Origin of the sequence: Phenylobacterium sp. VNQ135, from assembly GCF_049445735.1 — a bacterium.
Classification (GTDB): Bacteria; Pseudomonadota; Alphaproteobacteria; order Caulobacterales; family Caulobacteraceae; genus Phenylobacterium.
In genome coordinates, this window is sequence record NZ_JBMSDS010000001.1 from 731,666 (window position 1) to 751,316 (window position 19,651).

General features: G+C 69.4%; 16 protein-coding genes. 4 read left to right on the forward strand and 12 right to left on the reverse strand.

The genetic code is table 11. The features are described 5' to 3' along the window. Positions 1-13 precede the first annotated feature (13 nt). Positions 14-886 (forward strand): TetR/AcrR family transcriptional regulator, encoded by an 873-nt coding sequence (locus tag ACO2Q0_RS03845; RefSeq protein ID WP_423350150.1) that lies wholly within the window; start codon positions 14-16, stop codon positions 884-886. 4 nt (positions 887-890) lie between these two features. Here ACO2Q0_RS03845 and ACO2Q0_RS03850 read toward each other — a convergent pair whose 3' ends face one another. Both ACO2Q0_RS03850 and ACO2Q0_RS03855 read right to left on the reverse strand, forming a co-directional pair. Continuing rightward, positions 891-1,478, reverse strand: a complete 588-nt coding sequence (locus ACO2Q0_RS03850) for a TetR/AcrR family transcriptional regulator (RefSeq protein ID WP_423350151.1) — start codon at positions 1,476-1,478, stop codon at positions 891-893. A gap of 109 nt (positions 1,479-1,587) precedes the next feature. Continuing rightward, positions 1,588-4,290: a TonB-dependent receptor gene (locus tag ACO2Q0_RS03855; RefSeq protein ID WP_423350152.1), complete on the reverse strand. Its 2,703-nt coding sequence runs from the start codon at positions 4,288-4,290 to the stop codon at positions 1,588-1,590. Between the two features lie 183 nt (positions 4,291-4,473). On the opposite strand from ACO2Q0_RS03855, the gene ACO2Q0_RS03860 reads away from it, so the two are divergent. Both ACO2Q0_RS03860 and ACO2Q0_RS03865 read left to right on the forward strand, forming a co-directional pair. Then, complete coding sequence (locus ACO2Q0_RS03860) at positions 4,474-5,613, forward strand: amidohydrolase family protein (protein ID WP_423350153.1); 1,140 nt, start codon at positions 4,474-4,476, stop codon at positions 5,611-5,613. 72 nt (positions 5,614-5,685) lie between these two features. Then, complete coding sequence (locus tag ACO2Q0_RS03865; RefSeq protein WP_423350154.1) at positions 5,686-7,791, forward strand: PQQ-dependent dehydrogenase, methanol/ethanol family; 2,106 nt, start codon at positions 5,686-5,688, stop codon at positions 7,789-7,791. Between the two features lie 6 nt (positions 7,792-7,797). On the opposite strand, the gene ACO2Q0_RS03870 is transcribed toward ACO2Q0_RS03865, so the two are convergent. The 9 genes from ACO2Q0_RS03870 to ACO2Q0_RS03910 form a co-directional block, all read right to left on the reverse strand. Beyond that, positions 7,798-8,655, reverse strand: a complete 858-nt coding sequence (locus tag ACO2Q0_RS03870) for an EamA family transporter (RefSeq protein WP_423350155.1) — start codon at positions 8,653-8,655, stop codon at positions 7,798-7,800. A 48-nt stretch (positions 8,656-8,703) separates the two neighbouring features. Beyond that, positions 8,704-10,092 carry an NAD(P)/FAD-dependent oxidoreductase gene (locus ACO2Q0_RS03875; RefSeq protein ID WP_423350156.1) on the reverse strand — a complete coding sequence of 463 codons (1,389 nt, stop codon included), beginning with the start codon at positions 10,090-10,092 and terminating at the stop codon, positions 8,704-8,706. A 4-nt stretch (positions 10,093-10,096) separates the two neighbouring features. After that, positions 10,097-10,450: a cupin domain-containing protein gene (locus tag ACO2Q0_RS03880; RefSeq protein WP_423350157.1), complete on the reverse strand. Its 354-nt coding sequence runs from the start codon at positions 10,448-10,450 to the stop codon at positions 10,097-10,099. Between the two features lie 20 nt (positions 10,451-10,470). Next, a complete protein-coding gene (locus tag ACO2Q0_RS03885; RefSeq protein ID WP_423350158.1) occupies positions 10,471-11,196 on the reverse strand; it encodes an amino acid ABC transporter ATP-binding protein in 726 nt (241 codons plus the stop codon). Next, positions 11,193-11,849, reverse strand: a complete 657-nt coding sequence (locus tag ACO2Q0_RS03890) for an amino acid ABC transporter permease (RefSeq protein ID WP_423350159.1) — start codon at positions 11,847-11,849, stop codon at positions 11,193-11,195. The genes ACO2Q0_RS03885 and ACO2Q0_RS03890 overlap by 4 nt, the downstream gene beginning before the upstream one ends. Then, positions 11,849-12,622, reverse strand: coding sequence for a substrate-binding periplasmic protein (locus ACO2Q0_RS03895; RefSeq protein WP_423350160.1), 774 nt, complete (start codon positions 12,620-12,622; stop codon positions 11,849-11,851). Before ACO2Q0_RS03895 ends, ACO2Q0_RS03890 begins: the two co-directional genes overlap by 1 nt. A 13-nt stretch (positions 12,623-12,635) precedes the next feature. Next, complete coding sequence (locus ACO2Q0_RS03900; protein ID WP_423350161.1) at positions 12,636-14,120, reverse strand: NAD-dependent succinate-semialdehyde dehydrogenase; 1,485 nt, start codon at positions 14,118-14,120, stop codon at positions 12,636-12,638. Next, entirely contained in the window at positions 14,117-15,406 is a 1,290-nt protein-coding gene (gene gabT / locus ACO2Q0_RS03905) for a 4-aminobutyrate--2-oxoglutarate transaminase (protein ID WP_423350162.1), read from the reverse strand. Before gabT ends, ACO2Q0_RS03900 begins: the two co-directional genes overlap by 4 nt. Before the next feature lie 188 nt (positions 15,407-15,594). Continuing rightward, entirely contained in the window at positions 15,595-17,964 is a 2,370-nt protein-coding gene (locus ACO2Q0_RS03910; protein WP_423350163.1) for a TonB-dependent receptor, read from the reverse strand. 231 nt (positions 17,965-18,195) lie between these two features. On the opposite strand from ACO2Q0_RS03910, the gene ACO2Q0_RS03915 reads away from it, so the two are divergent. After that, positions 18,196-18,720, forward strand: coding sequence for a hypothetical protein (locus tag ACO2Q0_RS03915; RefSeq protein WP_423350164.1), 525 nt, complete (start codon positions 18,196-18,198; stop codon positions 18,718-18,720). Here the strand turns inward: ACO2Q0_RS03915 and ACO2Q0_RS03920 are convergent. Continuing rightward, complete coding sequence (locus ACO2Q0_RS03920) at positions 18,714-19,649, reverse strand: 2-hydroxyacid dehydrogenase (RefSeq protein ID WP_423350165.1); 936 nt, start codon at positions 19,647-19,649, stop codon at positions 18,714-18,716. The two genes, ACO2Q0_RS03915 and ACO2Q0_RS03920, sit on opposite strands and share 7 nt — an antisense overlap. Positions 19,650-19,651 lie beyond the last annotated feature (2 nt).

Below are 19,651 nucleotides of genomic sequence, written 5' to 3' on the forward strand. Positions count from 1 at the left end.
ATCCTCGGCCAGGATGGACGAGGCCGCGCAGACGACGCTCAGCCGCCAGGCGCTCTACGAGCGGGTCTGGAGCCGGCCGCTCAGCTCAGTGGCGCAGGACTTGGCGCTGAGCAGCAACGGCCTCTCCAAGATATGCGATCGCTTGATGATCCCTTACCCGGGCCGTGGCTACTGGGCGAAGGCGGCGGCGGGCCGCGCGCCGGAACGCCCGCCCCTGCCGCCCACGCCGGAAGGCGTCGAGGAGAGCATCGTGATCGGTGGGGTCCGGCAGGCGTCGCGACGGCAGCGGACGCGCTTCTCGACCGAGCAGCGGCGAGAGCAACTGGTGGACGCCGCCGCCGAGATCATCACCGCCGAGGGCCTGCCGGCGCTCACCATGAAGCGCGTCGCACGGCACGTGGGCATCAGCGAAGCGCAGGCACACAACTACTTCCCGCAACGCAAGGATCTCCTGGTCGCGCTCGCGCGGCGGGAGCTGGCGGCGATGGAAGCGCGACGCCGATCCGAGATCGATCGAGGCCAGGACCGCTACACCAAGATCGCGCTCTCCACGATGGCCTACCTGCGCGAGGCTGCGGGCCGCGGCGCACTCGTCCAGGTCCTGACCCAGTCCGTCGAGGTGCGTCAGGCGCTGCGCCAGGAGCGGGAGGCCACGCAACGGGCCAGTCGCGATCAGGTGATGTCCGGCCTCACCGACACCTATGGGGTTCCGGCCGACACGGCCCGGGTGATGACGACCGTGCTCACCGCGATCTGCCTGCGGGCGGGCCGTCTCGTCGCCAGCGGCAAGATCGATCTGGCCGCAGCCGAGCGCCTGACGTTGGCGATCACCATGACGGGCAACCGGGATCTCATGCGGGCCTACCGCACGACGCCTCCGCGCTGAAAGGTCAGCTCGGCCGGAGCGCCGCCACCGACGAGTCGACCAGCCGGCCAGCCATCTCGCGGGCGCGATCGAGCTGCAGCTCGCCCTGCCAGACCAGCCGCCCCATCTCCTCCGGCATCGCGACTACCATGGAGATGACGGCGATGGCCTCCTTGGGAGGCAAGCGGAGCTCGCGACGGAGCAGACGGCCGAACGTCCGCAGCAGCCGGTCCTGCAGCTTGCGCGCGTCGGGCGCGATGTGGCCCGCCATGAAGCTGTCGCGCAGGATGTAGTGGACGAGCGGCCCGCGGGCCGCCACGTGGCGAAGGTAGAGATCCACGCAGGCGCGGGCTCTCGCCGCCAGGCCGCCTTCAGCCAGCACCTGGTCCAGGCCGTCGGCCTCCAGAGCGGCAAGCTCCTCCAGCAGCACAGCGTTGAAGAGGTCCCACTGCGAGGGGAAATAGCCGTAGACCAGGCCCTTCGAGACGCCCGCCGCGTCGGCCAAGGCCTCCATCGGCAGCGGCAGATGTCCCCGTTCCAGAAGCAATCGCGCGGCGGCCTCGACAAGTTGTCGACGGCGTACTTCCGGCGATAGGCGCTGCCTTGCGGCCACCTGAGTCCTCCAGGTTCGAGGACCTTCTTAGTCGGGTTCGATCGGCGGCGCGACGGCCTACAAAAAGGCGGGCGGCGGGGCGACGCCGCCGCCCGAGCGAGGAACGTCTTCAGAAGCCCTTGGTGATGGAGATCCCGTAAGTGCGGGGCTCGAGCAGGATGACGTTGCGCAACGCGCCCAGGTTCTCGTCGGCGATGTCGAAACCGACGATGGTGTCGTCGTCGAGCAGGTTCTTGGCGAAGAGCTGGATGCTGAGCGCCGCCTCCGGCCGCTCGAAGTTGAGCGTTGCGTTGACGTTTTCCCAGGACCGGATGCGGTCGAAGGGATTGTTGTTGTAGCGCATGAAGCTCTCGGACTGGCGGTAGTAGTCGCCGCGCAGCGTCGCGCCCCAGCCGCCGGGCAGTTCCCAGCTGTACTGGGCGCCCAGCGCCACCGTCCACTTCGGCGCGCCCGGCAGCTTGTTGCCTTCGAGGTTCTGGAGCACGCCCTCGCCCGCTCCGCTGGAGTAGCGGGTGACGCTCGAGTCGTAGGTGTAGACCCCGCTCGTCAGCGCGCTGGCGGTCGCCGGCGCGACGCCGGCGGCCGTAAGCCGCGCCTGCATCGTGGCGGGACCACTGCAGGCGACGCCCGCCAAGACCGCCGCGCCGGCCGGATTGCGCAGCAGGTTGGCGACGCCCTCGGCGTTCAGGATGCAGCCGCCGGTGGTCGCGTTGGCGTAGATGTAGCGCGTGTCGCCGCGGGTCCGGTTGAAGGTGTCGACCACCTCGCCTTCGTCGATCCGGGTGTCCAGATATCCGATGTTGGCGTTCAGCCGCAGGTTCTCGACCGGCTCCCAGATGCTCTCGAGCTCGACGCCCTTGATCGTGGCGTCGATATTCTCGTTGTAGATCGAGCGGTTCACGCTGCGGGCGATCTGGTATCCCTTGTAGTCGTAGTAGAAGCCGGTGAGGTTCAGGATCAGCGCCCCATCCAGCAGGGTGTTCTTGGTGCCGATCTCGTATGCGTTGACGAATTCCGGCTGGAACGACTCCCGCAGGCCAAGGGCGACCACGCCCGGCGGGTTGAAGCCGCCGCCCTTGTAGCCCTTCGAATACGACGCATAGATCAGCGTGCTGTCGGTGAACGACAGGTCCGGCGACCAGTCGACGTTCAGACGGCCGGTCGTCTCCTTGAACCGAACGCGCTGCTCGGCGCCGAAGACCGGACCGCGGCCCGGGGCCAGCAGGGTCGCGCCGGAACCGCGCGTGCGCTTCTTGTCGTCGGTATAGCGAAGGCCGCCGGTCACCCTCAGCGTCTCGGTCGCCTGCCAGTACAGCTCGCCGAAGAGCGCCTTGGACGTCAGGTCGTACTCGGTGAGGCTGATGAAGTAGTTGTGGCCGGTGAAGTCCGGCTCCGAGAGGGGGTCCACGTAGGCCGTCGGGACCAGGATGCGGGTCGCGAGGGTGGTGACGTTCGACGCCGAGTAGGTCGTGCTGCTCGAGCTGTAGTCGAGATGGATGCCGCCGACGTTGAAGTTGATCGGCCCGTCGAAGTCGGACTGGACCCGGAATTCCTGCGTCCACTGCTCGTTGTGGCCGGCGGCGCCCGACTCCGCCTCGAAACGGTCGGCGACCCCGAACTGGCCGTCGGTCAGGGTCCCGGTGGGCGTGAAGCGCGTGATGCCGAACGGGGTGGGCGTGCGCAGGCCGCTGGAGTCGCCACGCGCGTAGTTCTCGTTCTCGGTGTAGCTCGTGAGGGAGGTCAGCGTCAGGCCGGGCGTCGCATCCCAGGCCAGCTCCAGCTGGTAGATATCGGTGCGGGGACGGTAGATCGGGCGACCGCTGACCTCGACCTCGCGCAGGTCGCGCGAAACCGAGCCCCCGGCGTTCGGGTCGGCGCTCCAAAGGCCGATCTGGCGGCCGAGGATGCCTGGGAAGGTCGCGAGCAGGTTCGTGGCGTCATAGACGTCGTCGTCATAGACCGACGCCGGCAGGCAGCCCTGGCTGAGCGCCGCCTGGGCCACGCCCGTGGCGACGCCGCCGACGCTGGTCAGGCCCGGGTCGCGCTTGCACAGCGCCTTGCGGGCGCCGCGGGTGTCGTCCTCGGCGAAGCCCTCCCAGAGGGCGGTGGCGCGGAATGTAGAGGTGGGCTCGAAGGCGAGGGTCGCCCGGCCCGCCCAGATCTGCCGCCCGTCCAGGCGTTGACCGTTCAGCGTGTTCTTCGTGTAGCCGGCGCGGTCCACGCCGAAGGCCGCAAGGCGCAGGGCGAACATGTCGCCGAGGGGCACGTTGACGAAGCCCTGGGCGCGGATCGTGTCGTAATTGGCGATCTCGGCGGTCACCGAGGCGGCGAATTCATCCGACGGCTTATTGGTGATGACATTCACCACGCCGCCCGTGGCGTTCCGGCCATAGAGGGTCCCTTGCGGCCCCCGCAGCACCTCGACACGCTGGACGTCGAAGAACTCGGCGTCGGCGATCCGGTTGGAGGTCAGCGGCGCATTGTTCAGGTGGACGCCGACGCCGTCGTCGCCCGTGCTCGAGATCAGCTGGGCGCCGACGCCGCGGATCTGGAAGTTCGTCCGAAGCGACCGGCGCTGGAACGTCAGATTGGGCACCGAATTGACGAGGTTGCCGACCCCGTCGATCCGCTGTGCGCGCAGCGCCTCCTCGCCATAGGCGGAGACGGCGATCGGCACGTCCTGGATCGACTCCTCACGCTTCTGAGCGGTGACGATCAGTTCGTCGACGACGGATGGCCCTGTCTGGGCGAATGCCGGCGCCGCGAGCGCCAGGACGAAGAACGACGTCGACGCCATGAGCGTGCGCTGCATTGAATCCCCCTATTCGTCTTTGTTGTTCGCGCGCCGAAATGAGAGCATATTGGTTTGATCGTCAATATGCCTCAGCTGCAATATTATCGCCGCTGCCAGAGGCACGCGATTTTCGACGCAAGCTCCCGGAACAGGGGGCGCAAATTCGCTGGTGCTTATGTCAGCAGCACACGGGAGGTCGGAATGCCATATGCCCAGGGCCGCATCATCCACGACGCGGACAGCCACATCATGGAGCCTCCAGGCTGGCTGGTCGCCCATGCCGAGCCCTCGCTCGCCAAGCGACTGACGGAGCGGGCGACGCCTGAGCGGATCCAGGGCCAGGTCGAAAAGGCCATCGCCCGCCGAAACGATCCCGATGCCGTGCGCGCCGCCGCCGAAGCCCCGATCGCTGGCCCGAAGGGCTGGATCGCCTACGGCGCCTTCGATCCCGACGAGCGGGCGTCGGCCCTCGATCAGCTGGGCTTCAGCCGCCAGCTCGTCTTCGCCACCAGTTCGCTCGCGGTGTTCCGCACGTCGAGCACGCCGGAGGTGCTCTATGGCGGCGCGCGGGCGCACAACCGCGCAATGGCCGCCTTCTGTCGTGACCCACGCCTCATTGGCGTCGCCTATGTTCCGCTCGACGATCCGCAAAGGGCGCTGGAGACCGCGGCGGAAGCCATCGATCTCGGCTGCGGAGCGGTCTGGGTCCCGTCGACGCCGGCCGGCCCGCTCTCGCCTGGCCACCCGAAGCTCGACGCATTCTGGCATCTGCTGGCGGACACGCGGACGCCCTTCATGCTGCACATCGGGCCGGGCTCGCGCGTCCTGCCGCCCGAGTACACGAACAACGGCAAGCCGCGCTCGCCGGACCTTCACGGCGGCGGCGAGAACCTCAGGTTCAAGGACTTTGTCGTCCTGCCCTTCTCCGCCCAGATGTTCCTGGCGGCGCTGATCTACGACGGCCTCTTCGACCGCGTCCCCGAGTTGCGCGGCGGCGTCATTGAGTTCGGCGCCGCCTGGGTGCCGGGCTTCCTGCGCCAGCTCGATCTCGGCTACCGCAGCTTCAGCCGGACCGATCCCCTGCTGCAGGGCCTGGCGTTGAAGCCCTCCGACTACATCCGCCGCCACGTGAAGTTCACGCCGTTCCCGGGCGAGGACGCCGGCTGGCTGATCCGCGAGGCCGGCAAGGAGCTCTTCCTGTTCTCAAGCGATTATCCGCACCCGGAAGGCACCAACGATCCGATCGGCCGCTTCGAACGCACGTTCGAAGGGCTCGACGAAGAGGCTCGGGACAGGTTCTATCGCCGCAACTTCGAAGAGATGATGGGGACGCCGATCTAGGCGTCTTTATCGGGGGATCAGTAAGGGGGGAGCGGCGGCGACCGGCAGGCGTCCGCCGTCAGCGTGTGTTGCATGCATCATCGTCACGTCGCCGCAGCGCTTTCGGCGGTGCTCCTGGCCGCATCCGCGCAGCCGCCGCAAGGCGTCGACGACCGCCGCCTGCGGGCGGCCGACCGGACCGCGGAATGGCTGGCCGCGGGCCGCACCTATTCGGAGCAGCGGTTCAGCCCGCTGGCGCAGATCAACACCGACACGGTGAAGGGCCTGGATCTCGCCTGGTACGGCGACGTCGACACGGAGCGTGGGCAGGAGGCGACCCCCATCGTCGTCGATGGCGTGCTCTACGTGACCACCGCCTGGAGCAAGGTGAAGGCGTTCGACGCGGCCACAGGGAAGCCGCTCTGGAGCTATGACCCCAAGGTCGACCCGTCGGTGGGGCAGATCGCCTGCTGCGACGTGGTCAACCGCGGCGTCGCCGCCTGGAACGGCCGCATCTATCTGGGCGCCCTCGACGGACGCCTCATCGCGCTGGACGCCAAGACCGGCCGCGAGGCCTGGTCTGTCGTCACGGTCGACCAGAGCAAGGCCTACACGATCACCGGCGTACCGCGCATCGTCCGCGGCAAGGTCATCATCGGCAACGGCGGCGGCGAGTACAACGCCCGAGGCTACGTCACCGCCTACGACGCGGAGACGGGCAAGCAGCTCTGGCGCTTCTACACCGTCCCGGGGAACCCCGCAGAAGGCTTCGAGACCCCTGAGCTGGCGCGCGCCGCGAAGACCTGGAATGGCGAGTGGTGGAAGCTGGGCGGCGGCGGCACGGTCTGGGACGGCATGGCCTACGACGTGGAGACCGGCCTCTTCTACATCGGCGTCGGCAACGGCACGCCCTGGAACCAGAAGTTCCGCAGCCCGGGCGGCGGAGACAATCTGTTCCTGTCCTCCATCGTCGCGCTCGACCCCGACACAGGCAAGTACCGTTGGCACTACCAGACGACGCCTGGAGAGACCTGGGACTACACGGCCGCCCAGCCGCTCATGGTCGCCACCATCCGGTGGCAGGGCCGGCCCCGCCGCGTCGTGATGCAGGCCCCGAAGAACGGCTTCTTCTATGTGCTGGACGCCAGGACCGGCAAGCTGCTCTCGGCCGAGAAATACGCGCCCGTCGACTGGGCGGAACGGGTCGACATGACGACGGGCCGGCCGATCGAACGTGCGGCGGCGCGATACGACAGGACCGGCCGGCCCGTGATCGTCTCGCCGGGCCCCCTCGGCGCGCACAACTGGCATCCGTGGTCCTACAGCCCGCAGACCGGTCTGGTCTATCTGCCCGTGACGGAGAACAACGGGCCCTACGGCGACACAGCCGAGCTGAAGGTCAATGCGCGGGGTTACAACACCGGCGTCGACGCGGCCGCCGCCCTGCCCCTCTACCGCGCGCCGGGCGCGCCGAAGGGCGGCTCCGTCCGCAGCTATCTGCAGGCCTGGGACCCCGCACGGGCCAAGGAGGTCTGGCGGGCCGAGAACGCCGTCTACGGCTCGAGCGGCGTGATGGCCACGGCGGGCGGGCTTGTCTTCTCCGGCGACCACTCAGGGACCTTCGCGGCTTTCGACGCCGCGACGGGGCGCAAACTCTGGTCCAAGCCGACTCAGGCGAAGATCGTGGCCGCCCCCATGTCGTACGAGATCGGCGGAGCGCAGTACGTCGCCGTCCTGGCCGGCGCGCGGGGGCTGCCGGACGGCCAGGGCCGGACCAGCGCCGTCAGCGCCAACAACTCCCGCCTGCTCGTCTACAAGCTGGGCGGTGCAGCGCGACTACCGACCGACACCTTCAAGGCGGTTCAGGAGAGCACCATCCAGAGCCGCCTGAATCCGCCGCTGCTGACCGGTACGAACGAGCAGGTCATCGATGGCCAGGCCTCCTACGCCCGCGTCTGTTCGGGCTGTCACGGGGCGGGCGCGGTCGCGGACAAGTCCATTCCCGACCTGCGCTATTCGACGACCCTGAACAGCTTCGCCCTCTGGAACGCCGTGGTGACCGACGGATCTCGCGCGGCCCAGGGCATGGCCTCCTTCAGGGACATCCTCGCTCCGGGCGAAGCCGAGACCATCTGGCACTACGTGATCAGCGAGGCCAACAAGGCGAAGGCCGCGGAAGACGTGGCGCGACGGCGATGACGCCAGTCAGACGGTCTTGTCGAAGGCCGAGGCGCCACACGCCGCCAGGCTGATGAGCCCTATGGCAAGCCATTGGGTGAACGTCAGCCGCTCGCCGAGCGCGATCCAGCCGATAAGCGCCGCCACGGCTGGGGCGGAGCTGACCAGCTGCGCGAAGGCGCGGGCCGAAAGACGCTGGAGGGCGAACAGCTCCAGCGTATAGGGCGCCGCGCTGGACAGCACGGCGAGCCCGAGGCCGGCGGTGAGGACGGGCGGCTGCAGGAGCGCCGCCCCCGCCTGAAGGACGCCCAGCGGCGCCGCCGCCACCGTGGCCATGGCCAGGGCGAGGGCCACCGCCTCGCCGCCGCCGCCCTCGCTTGCCACGTCCGCGCCGAGCAGGATGTAGGCGGCCCAGGTGACCGCCGCCCCGCCGGCGAATGCCAGGCCTGCGGGATCGGCGCCGACCGGGCTCACGATCGGCAGCAGCAGGACAAGCCCGGCCGCGGCGAGAAGCGCGAAGGCAAGGTCAACGGGGCGCCGCGACCTCACCAGGGCCACGGCGAGGGGCCCAGTCACCTCGACCGCGACGGCCAGTCCGATGGGGATGCGGGCGAACGCCTCATAGATGAGGATGTTCATCAGCCCAAGGCTCGCCCCGTAGCGCGCAATACTCCGCCACTGGCGCGCGGTTCGTCGCGTCCGCCAGGGCCGCCAGAGGATGCACAGCACGAGCGCGGCGAGGCTGATCCTGAGGGCGCTCACGCCCAGAGGGCCGACGAGGGGAAAGAGCTGCTTGGCGTAGGCCGCGCCGAGGTTCTGGGACACCAAGCCAGCCAGCACGAGCAGCGCCGGGCCAGCGGCCCGGCCCGTAAGGCCGTTGGTCATCGCTCGATCCTGCAACCGCGTCGACGGCCGCGCGGCGTCCGACGGGAACTACTGGTCCGACAGCCGCTTGGCCAGAGGCGCATCGAACGGCTGCGGACGCCCGGCGTCGCGGGCGGCGTCCATCCGCTTCATCGCATCCTGCACGTACCGGATGCCGAGCCACCGGAGCGGCTCCGGCTCCCACGACGGCGACCGACGCTGAGCCAGCGGGAGACGGGCGAGCGGCGTCTCGCGTCCGACGATGAGGCTGGAAAGCAGGCGACCCGCAAGGTTCGTGGTCGAGACCCCGCGCCCCGTGTAGCCGTAGAGGACGCCGAGACGCCGGTCCGGATCGAAGTCGACTGCCGGGTTCCAGTCGCGCGGCACGCCGAGGAAGCCATGCCAGGCGTGGCTGAAATCCACGTCCCGCAGAACGGGGAACCACTCTGCCAGCTGCCGCCGCATATCTGCCGAGGTCTTCTCGAAGGCAGCTTCAGCGCCGTCCGTGGCTGACCCGAACAGGTACGGGGCGCCCCGGCTGCCGTAGAGGATCCGACCGTCTGGAGTTCGGGTCAGATAGTCGACGGTGTGGGCCTGGGAGCCGAGCCCTTCGCCGCCCGCCCAGCCGATCTCCGCCCATTGCGCCTCGCTCAACGGCTTCGTCAGGACGATGCTGGACGACATCGGGACGAGGGCGCGTTCGAACCCCGGCGTCTTTGGAAGGTAGGCTTCGCCGGCCGCCACGACTGCGCGCCTGGCCCGCACCAGGCCCCTGTCCGTCTCGAGCGCGGCGTTCACGCCTTGCCGAAGTCTCCGCACACGGGTCTGTTCGTAGATCACGCCCCCCAGCCGCTCGACGGCCCGAGCCAGGCCGCGGACGAGCTTGGCAGGGTGCACGGCCGCACTCCTGGGGGTGTGCAGACCGCCCTTGATCCCGGTGACACGCACGCGGCTGCGGGCTTCCGCTTCGTCGAGAAGGCGGTTCCCATCTCCGAAGCCGAGGCGTTCGTAGGCGGCATGGGCGGCCCGTACGGCGTCCAGCTGCGCTTCACCGCGGGCGAGGCTGAGGATGCCGTTCATCCGGAAGTCCGCCGCGATATTCTCGGCCTCGCAGACCCGCCGGACCTCATCGACAGTGTCATACATGGCGAGGATCGTTTCGCGGGCCATGTCGGCGCCGTAGCGGGTCTCGAGCGTCGAAGGGTGGAGCGGATAGCGGCTGGAGCACCAGCCGCCGTTGCGGCCGGAGGCGCCGTATCCGCAGATCTCGGCCTCCACGATCGCCACCTCGAGGCCAGGGTTGTCACGGAGCAGGTAGTAGGCGGTCCACAGCCCCGAGTAGCCGCCGCCCAGGATGGCCACGTCGACGGTGACGTCGCCGCCCAGCGGCGGGCGCGGGGTCAGGGGCTCCCCCGCCGTCTCGAGCCAGAAGCTGAGCCCCGGATAATCGCGCTGCACCATCTCAGGGCTGCTCGTCGAACACCACGAAGGTTTTCTTGAGGGTCTTCAGGATGCGCCAGATCCCCCCGGTGTTGGCCGGGAAATACACGGCGTCCCCCGCACGGATGTGAAGCGGTTCCCCGTCGTCGGGCTCAAAGACCGCCTCCCCTTCGATGAAGGTGCAGAACTCGGCCTGCAGCACCTGGCGGCGCCATGTTCCGGGCGAGCACTCCCAGACTCCCGCGCGGGACGCCGCGGCGCCGTTGAAGCTGGTGCTGCGGGTGGCGGCGACCGGTTCCCCGAGCGGGACCTTCACCGGCACGGGCGCGGGCAGCGCCTGCAGGAGGTCGTCGGGGCGGAACGAGACGATCGGCATGGGAAGTCTCCGGTAGGCGATCAGAGCGGCCGCAACACGCGGTCGAGGAAGGTGCGCGTTCGGGCCTCGCGGGGCTGGGTCAGCAGCTCGCGCGCGGGGCCGGCCTCCACGATCTCGCCGCCGTCCATGAACAGCACGCGGTCGGCGACTTCCCGAGCGAAGCCCATCTCGTGGGTGACGATCACCATCGTCATGCCCTCCGCGGCGAGGTCCCGCATGATCCGCAGCACGTCGCCGACCCGCTCGGGATCCAGGGCCGACGTGGGCTCGTCGAAGAGGATGGCCTCAGGCTTCATGGCCAAAGCTCGGGCGATGCCGACCCGCTGCTGCTGTCCGCCGGAGAGCGAGGACGGCATGGCGTCGGCCTTGTCCGCGACGCCCACCTTCGCGAGCAGTTCGCACGCCTCGCCCACGGCCTCGGCTCTGGGGCGACCCCGGGCATGCACCGGGCCTTCGATGACGTTCTCAAGCACCGTCCGGTGCGGGAAAAGATTGAAGCGCTGGAAGACCATGGCGAGCTTGCCGCGCACCTGGGGCAGCGTGCGGGAGCCGACCTCGAGGCCGTCCACGCGGATCACGCCGCCGTCGTGGGCCTCCAGGCCGTTGATGCAGCGGAGTACGGTGGACTTGCCGGATCCCGACGGTCCGATCAGGCACACGACCTCTCCGCGCCCGACCTCGAAGCTGACGTCGCGCAGCACGCGATTGGCGCCGAAGGCCTTGCTGACGTGGGAAACCTCGATCATCGGCGCGCCATCCGTCGCTCGAGTTGATGGACCGCCACCGTCAGCGGCAGGCTCATGGCGAGGTAGAGCAGCGCGATGAGCGTGTAGACGGTCATGTTCTGGAAGGTCGAAACCGCCAGCAACTGACCGGCCCTCGTCAGCTCCGCCACGGTGATCGTCGAGGCGATCGAGGAATCCTTCAGCAGCATGATCGAGGTGTTGCCGAACGGCGGAAGGGCGGTGCGCACCGCCAGCGGCATCATCAGCCGCTGCAGGATCTTCCGCTCGCTCATCCCGAGCGACTGCGCCGCTTCCACCAGGGCCGGATCGACCGACTCGAAGCCGGCGCGGAAGTTCTCCGCCTGATAGACCGAGTAGGCGATCCCGAGACCGATGATGCCCGCCGCGAGCGCATCGAGGCTCAGCCCGAACTCCGGCAGGACGAAGTAGACGTAGAAGAGCTGGACGATGATCGGCACGCCCCGGACGACGTTGATCACCGTGCGGCTGAGCAGACGCACGGGCTTCAGGCGTGAGCGCCCCATCAGCGCCCACATGAGCCCCAGTACGATGCTGAGCAGCAGCGCGCCCACGGTGACCTGCAGGGTGACGAGGACGCCCTTGAGCAGGATCGGCAGGAACTCGACGGCACGCGCCAGGAAGTCTTCCGGCATCACAATCCCCAGGTCCGCACGATCTCGGCGATACGCGTGTCCTTGATCGCGGCGATGGCGGTGTTGAGACGGGCGGCGAGCTCCCGCTCGCCCTTGCGCAGGATCAGGCAGACCTCCTCGCGGGCGCCTGCCGCGAACTCGGGCGCGAGACGCAGGGCCCGGGTGCGGGTGACCCGCAGATAATAGCGGATGATCGGCTCGTCGCCGTAAGCCGCGTCCAGCCGCCCAAGCCGCAGATCGCGCAGGATGTCCGCGAGATTGTCGTAGGTCCGCACGTCGCCGACACCGGCCTCCGCTAGCTGGTCGACGAACCGCGAACCCACCTGGGCGCCGACCCGGCGTCCGTCCAGGCGCGCGAGGTTCGGATAGCGGCCGGCGTCGTCCGCACGCACGACCACGGCCCCGCCGTAGGCGTAGACCGGATCGGTGAAGTCGACGACCGCCTCCCGGGCCGGAGTGCGCAGCATGGCCGCGGCGATCAGGTCGATCTTGCCCACGGTGAGCGAAGGGATCAGCGCCGAGAACGCCGTCACCTGGACCTCCACCGCCAGACCGGCGCGCTCGGCCACCGCCTTGACGATGTCGACCATGGCGCCGGTCAGGGTGTTGGTGCGCACGTCGTAGAAGCTGAACGGCACGCCGGTGGCGGTGGAGCCCACCACCACGCCGCCGGCCCGGCGGGCCTCCGACCGGCGCGTGCAGCCGGCCGTCAGCGCGGAGGCCCCAAGCCCGGCCAGCATGGCTCGCCGGGACCCAGCCGTGCGCAGCGTCATCGCCGGACCGGGTTCATGCCGGCTCCACCTCGAGGCAGAGGGTCTTGGTGTCCACATAGTCGCGCACGCCGTAAAGGGAACCTTCCCGCCCCAGACCGGATTCCTTGACCCCGCCGAACGGCGCGACCTCGGTGGAGATCAGGCCCGTATTGATCCCCACCATTCCGTACTGCAGGGCGCCGCCGACCCGCCAGACCCGCGAACTGTCGCGGGTGAAGACATAGGCGGCGAGACCGGCCGTGGTGTCGTTGGCGAGGGCGATCGCCTCGTCTTCTGTCTCGAACCGGACCAGACCGGCGACGGGGCCGAAGGTTTCTTCCCGACAGAGGAGCGCGCCAGGCGCGACCTCGGCCAGGACCGTCGGCTGGAAGAAGGCGCCGGGGCCCTCGGCAGAACCGCCGCCGGTCAGCACCTTCGCCCCCTGCCGCAGCGCGTCAGCCACGTGGGCCGAGACCTTTTCGCGCGCCCGCGCGTCGATCAGAGGCCCCTGCTCGGTCGGACCCGCCAGGCCGTCGCCCACCCGCAGCGCAGCGGCAGCCTCGGCCAGGCGCGCGGCGAAGGCCTCATAGATCCCGCCCTGCACGTAGAAGCGGTTCGCGCAGACGCAGGTTTGGCCGGTGTTGCGGAACTTGGACGCGATGGCGCCCGCCACGGCCTTGTCCAGGTCCGCGTCGTCGAACACCAGGAACGGCGCGTTGCCGCCGAGTTCGAGGCTCACGCGCTTGACGGTGCCGGCGCAGCGGGCCGCGAGCATTTTCCCGACCGGCGTGGACCCGGTGAAGGTGAACTTGCGCACCCGCGGATCGGTCGTGAGCACCTCGCCGATCTCCGGCGCGTCACCCATGACGATGTTGAGCACGCCGGCGGGCAGGCCCGCCTCTTCCGCCAGCACCGCGAGGGCCAGCGCTGAAAGCGGCGTCAGCTCGGCCGGCTTCAGCACAACGGTGCAGCCGACCGCAAGGGCGGGCCCCACCTTGCGCGTGATCATGGCCGCCGGGAAATTCCAGGGCGTGATCGCCGCAACGACCCCGACAGGTTCGTGCGAGACGACCAGCCGCTTGTCCGCCATGTGGCCGGGAATGGTCACGCCGTAGACCCGCCGCGCCTCTTCCGCGAACCACTCGAGGAACGAGGCGGCATAGGCCACCTCGCCCCGCGCCTCGGCGAGGGGCTTGCCCTGCTCGGCGGTCATCAGGCGCGCCAGGTCCTCGGCGTTCTCGAGGATCAGGCGGTGCCAGGTCTTGAGGATCGCCGCCCGCTCCTTGGCCGGTCGGGCCGCCCAGGCCGGGAACGCCGCGTGCGCCGCAGCCACCGCGGCTTCAGTCTCTGCACGGCCCAGGCGCGGCGGACGGGCCAGGACGCCGCCCGTCGCCGGATTGGTCACGTCGAAAACCTGAGCCGACGAGACCCACGCGCCGTCGATGTACCCCGCCTCGCGCAGGAGGTCGGGCCGGCCGAGCGCGAGGCGCTGGCGCTCGCTCACCATCACCGCGTTCATGCGCCCTGCGGCGCCGCGAGCGCCGCTTCGAGGATGTCCATGCCTTCGTCGATCACCGCGTCCGAGGCGGTCAGGGGCACCAGGATGCGGATGGTTTCGCCGAACTGCCCGCACGACAGGACCACAAGACCCTTCTCCAGAGCGCGCCCGGTCAGGGCCTTGGCTGCGCCGCCGTCAGGCTCGCGGCTGCCATGCGACGCCAGCACGTCGAAGGCGACCATGGCGCCGGGCCCCCGCGGCGGCGACACTGGGATCAGGTCGTTGCGGGTCGTGAAGCTGCGCAGGCGCTCGGTCAGCGCCGCACCGACCGCGTTGGCCCGGGCGACGAGGCCCTCCTCTTCGATGATGTCGAGCACCGCAAGCGCCGCGGCGCAGGCGACCGGCGAGCCGCCGTAGGTGCCGCCCAGCCCGCCGGGCTCGACCCGGTCCATCACGTCCGCGCGGCCGATGACGCCCGACAGAGGGAAGCCGCCGGCCATGGATTTCGCGACGGAGATCAGGTCCGCCTTCACCGAATAGTGCTCCATCGCGAAGAGCTTGCCGGTGCGGGCGAAGCCGGTCTGCACCTCATCGGCGACGAGAAGGATGCCGTGCTGGTCGCACACGTCGCGAAGCGCGGTCATGAGTTCGACGGGCACAGGGTTGAAACCGCCCTCGCCTTGCACCGGCTCGACGATGATGGCGGCGACGCGGTCGGGCGCCACGTCGGCTGCGAACAGGAACTGAAGGGCGCGGAGCGTGTCTTCCAAGGTGACGCCGTAGCGCTCGTTGGGGAACGGCAGGTGGTAGACCTCGGCCGGCGCGGGGCCGAACGCGCGCTTGTAGGGCGCGACCTTGCCCGTGAGGCCCATGGTCAGTTGGGTGCGGCCGTGGAATCCGTTGACGAAGGCGATCACGGCCGACCGGCCCGTCGCCGCGCGTGCGATCTTCACGGTGTTCTCGACCGCCTCGGCGCCCGTCGTGAAGAAGATCGTCTTGGCCGGGCCGTCGATAGGAGCCAGCGCGTTCAGCCGCTCGGCGAGTTCGATGTACGGCGCATACGGAACGATCTGGAACGCGGTGTGCGTATAGAGTTCCAGCTGCCGCTGCACCGCTTCGATGACCCGGGGGTGCCGATGGCCCACGTTGAGCACGGCGATCCCTCCGGCGAAGTCGACGTAGCGGCGGCCATCCGCATCCCACAGCTCGGCGTTCTCGGCGCGTGCAGCATAGACCGCGGTGGCGTTGGCGACGCCCCTCGGAACGGCGGCGACGCGGCGGGCGTGGAGGTCGGCGTTGACGGACACGGGCGTAACTCTTGGTTGCGGAACTGAGGCGAAGGTCGCCAATTCGGCTCCGGGGGCACAGGCGATAACGCGGCCCTGATCGGTGACCGCAAGTCACCCCTGCACGACGGGCGGCTGCGAACGAGAAAGGCGCCCCCGAGAGGAGGCGCCTTTGCGGAGCGGCGGGGGAGGATCGCCGCCCGCGGCGATCAGTACCGGGCCGTGGCCTGGATGCCGATCACCCGCGGCTTGATGGTGTTGCCGGTCCACAGCGGCCCCGCCTGGTAGATCGGGGCGTTGGTGGTCCAGGACACGTTGTTGAGGGCGTTCTCCACGTAGAGCTCGAGCGTCACCTCGGGCGTGACATCGATACCCGCGCGCAGATCCAGCTGGCTGGTGGCGTAGAGCCCCTCGGAGCGGGTGGGGTCGTAAACCGAAGCGATCGGGTTCTGGTAGGGGTACGGCCCGTCGTTCGCCGACTTCGAACTCCATTGGCCGCGCACGAAAGCGTCGCGGCCTGCGACTTCGAAAGCGTACTCCGCGGCCAGGTTAAAGGTCCAAGGCGTGGCGCCCAGGGTCTGGCCGTCGAACACGAGAGGCGCCGTGCCCACGATGATGGTGCTGTCGTAGTAGGCGTCGGTGTAGCCGACCGCGGCGCTCAGGGTCAGCGCGTCGGTCGCGCGCACCGTCACGTTCAGGTCGCCGCCCTTGCTGATGGCCGAGGCGGTGTTCGCCACCAGGCTGAAGGCGCAGGGCAGGCGGATCTGCTGCTGGATGTCGCTCCACTTGGTGTGGAACAGCGAGGCCTGGAAGGAGACGCGCCGGTCGAGGAAGGCGCTCTTCACGCCGATCTCGTAGGTCTTGGTCTTGTCCGAGTCGTAGGTGTTGCCGCCGTCGATGCCGAGCACGGCGAGGTCCGCGGCGCAGATATCCGGGACGGCCTTGTTCACGCCGCCCGTCCGGTAGCCCTTGGCGAAGGACCCGTAGATGAGGATGTCGTCGCTCTGCTGCCACGACAGCGCCACCCGCGGGGTGAACGGCTTCTCGCTGAGCTTGCCCGAGGCCGTCGCGATCCCGCCGGCGTAGGAGACGCCCCGTTCGATGATGTCGAACTTCAGCGTGTCCTTCGAGTACCGCCCGCCGACGCTGAGGGTCAGGTCCGGCACGATCTCGAAGTCGACGTTCCCGAACACCGCCGTGGTCTTCTCGATGGTGTTCTCGTTACCGTAGTAGCGGTGCACCCCGTCCACCATGAACGGCGCCGCCGCCAGCGGCCGGCCGAACTGGATCTGGTAGGCGCGAGGATAGTGCGCCGACGTGATCGGGACGTCCGATTTCAGGGAGGCGCGCGACCGGTAGAGGCCAGCGGTCCAGCGCAGGCGGGCGGACGGATCGGTGCTGTTGAAGCGCAGTTCGTGGGTAGCCAGTCGCTGCTCGGCGACCGGGTTCTGGTAGGTGACCGGACGCTGGCCCGGGATGATCGGGAAGAGCCAGCGCGCGCCGAGCGAGGTGCGGTCGTTGACGTGGGTCGCGTCGTTGAACGCGTTGGACTTACGATAAAGGTAGGAGCTGACGGCCGTCACGGTCACCGGCTCGAACTCGGCCACCACCTTCATCGCCGGCAGGATGAACCGGTCGCTCTGCGGCTGGGCGAACGGCGCATAGCTGATGAACTCGCCGGAGTCCGGATCGGCGACGCCTCGCGGACAGGGGTTGACGGTCGGCGCCAGCGGGATCGCCGCCGGGCAGACGGTGTAGAGCGCCGAGCGATCGTCCTGCTTGACGTTCTGGTAGTAGACGCTGGGCTGGATCGACAGCCAGTCGGTCGGCGCAAAGTTCAGCGCGCCGCGGAAGATCGAGGCGTGGCTGGCGTTGCTGTTGGCCTCACGGTCATTCGGATCCTGCCAGCTCTGCCGATCGATCCAGCCGCCCTCCTCGCGCTGCAGGAAGCTCACGCGGAAGCCCAGCTTGTCGGCGACGATGGGGCCGCCCACCGCGACGCCGGCCTCGTAGCTGGGGTCGCCGTCATCGACGATGCTGGCCCGGGCCCGCGCGTAGACGCTGTAGCTCGTCAGGCTGGGCGTGGGCGTGATGAAGCGGATGGCGCCGCCCTGCGAGCTCGAGCCGAAGAGCGTTCCCTGCGGACCGCGGAGCACCTCGATCCGCTCGAGATCGAAGATGTAGGGCACGGTGCTGCCCGAATAGTTGATCGAGGCGTTGCGGGCCTGGATCGGAGTGTCGTCGATGTACACCGCCGCCGTCGCGGCGCCCGCGGTGGACTCGATCCCGCGGATCGAGATCCGCTGGGTCCGATCCTGCGGGATGTCCACGCCGGGGGTCTGCAGGGCCACGTCGCGCACATCGCGGATCCCGCGCTCGTCCAGCGCTTCCTGGCTGTAAGCGCTGACGCTGATCGGCGCCTTGCTCAGCTGCACCGCCTGCTTGGTCGCGGTGATGACGATCTCTTCGACCTGGGTGGCCGCTTCCTGAGCCGCGGCCGCGCCCGCCGCGCCCAGCGTCGTCCCGGCCAGGGCGACGCCCACCAGCAGGCGACCGCGTCGCGAAACCTTCATCGCCATCCTCTATCCCCTCTCGTATCGGCCCGCGTCTGTGACGTCTCGGCCTTGCAGCCTTGGCCGCACCCTTGCTTGCCCGGGAGCTTCCGCGCCTTTCCCCCGGCTCGGGAGGTGTGAAACACAGCCGAAATGTTGTCGGCCGGTCACCAGCCCCCTCGGAGGCGACCGACAGGGGCAGCCTTCCGACGGGGCGCCGGCGTTGACCGCCCGGCTGGTCCCGACCAGATGTGCGGCATGTTCCTGCGCGTCCTCGCCATCCTGGTCGCCTTGGCCCTGCCCGCCGCGCCCGCCGCAGCCGAAGACGCCGGTCTCATCGGCCGCCTCGTGGGTCGCGCCTTCGTCGTCCCCGACGCGAAAGGCGCGCGCGTGCCCCTCCAGTTCGTCTCCCCGACACAAGGCGTCGTGGAGGTGCGGATCGGCGGCCAGATCACCGATTCCTACCGGATCCGCGCGGACGGTTCCGGCGATCACGTTCTCGCCGCAGCGCCGGATCTCGTATCGTCGGCGACCTTCGCCGCCGAAAGCTGGTCGCGCACCTACAAGGGCCTCACGGTGACCTACGTCCTCAGCGACGACGGCGACCTAGTCGCCCGCTTGAGCGGCGCGGTGGAGGATTGGCAGGCGCCAAGCTCCGTCTATGCCCACAATCCGTCCCATGCGGACCTGGCCCGTCGCCTGCAGGCCGCTGTCGAGCGGGCGCACGAGGAGGCGGACCGCTTTGAAGGGCATGATCACGACCATGGCGAGGCGGCTCAGTAGCCCGCGGACAGGTCGACCACGTCGGCGACGGGTTCTCCGCGCAGCAGACGGCGGAGATTGGCCGCCACCACCACGGCGGCCGTCTCGGGATAGGTGAAGGCCGCCGCGTGCGGGATCACGCGGATGGCCGGGTGACGCCAGAACGGATGCTCCGGCGGCAGGGGTTCGGTGCGGAACACGTCCAATGTCGCGGCCGCGATCCGGCCGGAGTGCAGGGCGGCGATCAGGTCCGCCTCGACGAGATGCGCGCCCCGCCCCACCTGGATCAGGCATGCGCCGTGGGCCAATCGCTCGAAGAGCCGCCCGTTCAGAACGCCTTCGGTGGAGGGCGTCAGCGGCAGGACGCAGACCAGAACCTCACACCCGTCGGCGAAGGCTTCCAGGCCGTCCGCCCCATGGAATGTCTCGACGCCTTCGAGCGTCCTGGGACTCCGCGACCAGCCCCGGACCTGGAACCCGAGGCCGGCCAGGGCGAGGGCGCAGCGTCCGCCCAGTTCGCCGAGGCCCATGATCCCCACCGTGCGCCGCCCGGTCAGCGGCGGCCGGACTGGACGCCACGTCGCGGTCGACTGCTGCTGTTCGTAGAGGTGGACCAGCCGATGGTGGTGGAGTGTCCGCATCACCACGAACTCAACCATGCCATCGGCCAGGCTTGGATCGACCATGCGGACGATGGGCACGTCCGGCAGGGTGACGTCTGCGAGGAGCGCATCGACCCCAGCGCCCAGCGAGAAGATGGCCCGCAGGTTCGGAAAGGTCCGCCAGAACCCGGGCGGGTTGCCCCAGGCGAGGCCGAACATGACCTCGGCGGAATCGCCTCCGTCGGGCCAGAGCCTCAGCTCCACGTCGGGCGCGGCGAGCCGGAGGGCTGCCGCCCAGGCGTCCGTATCGACACCTTCGCACGCGAAGAGCAGCACAGGCTTGCCCACCG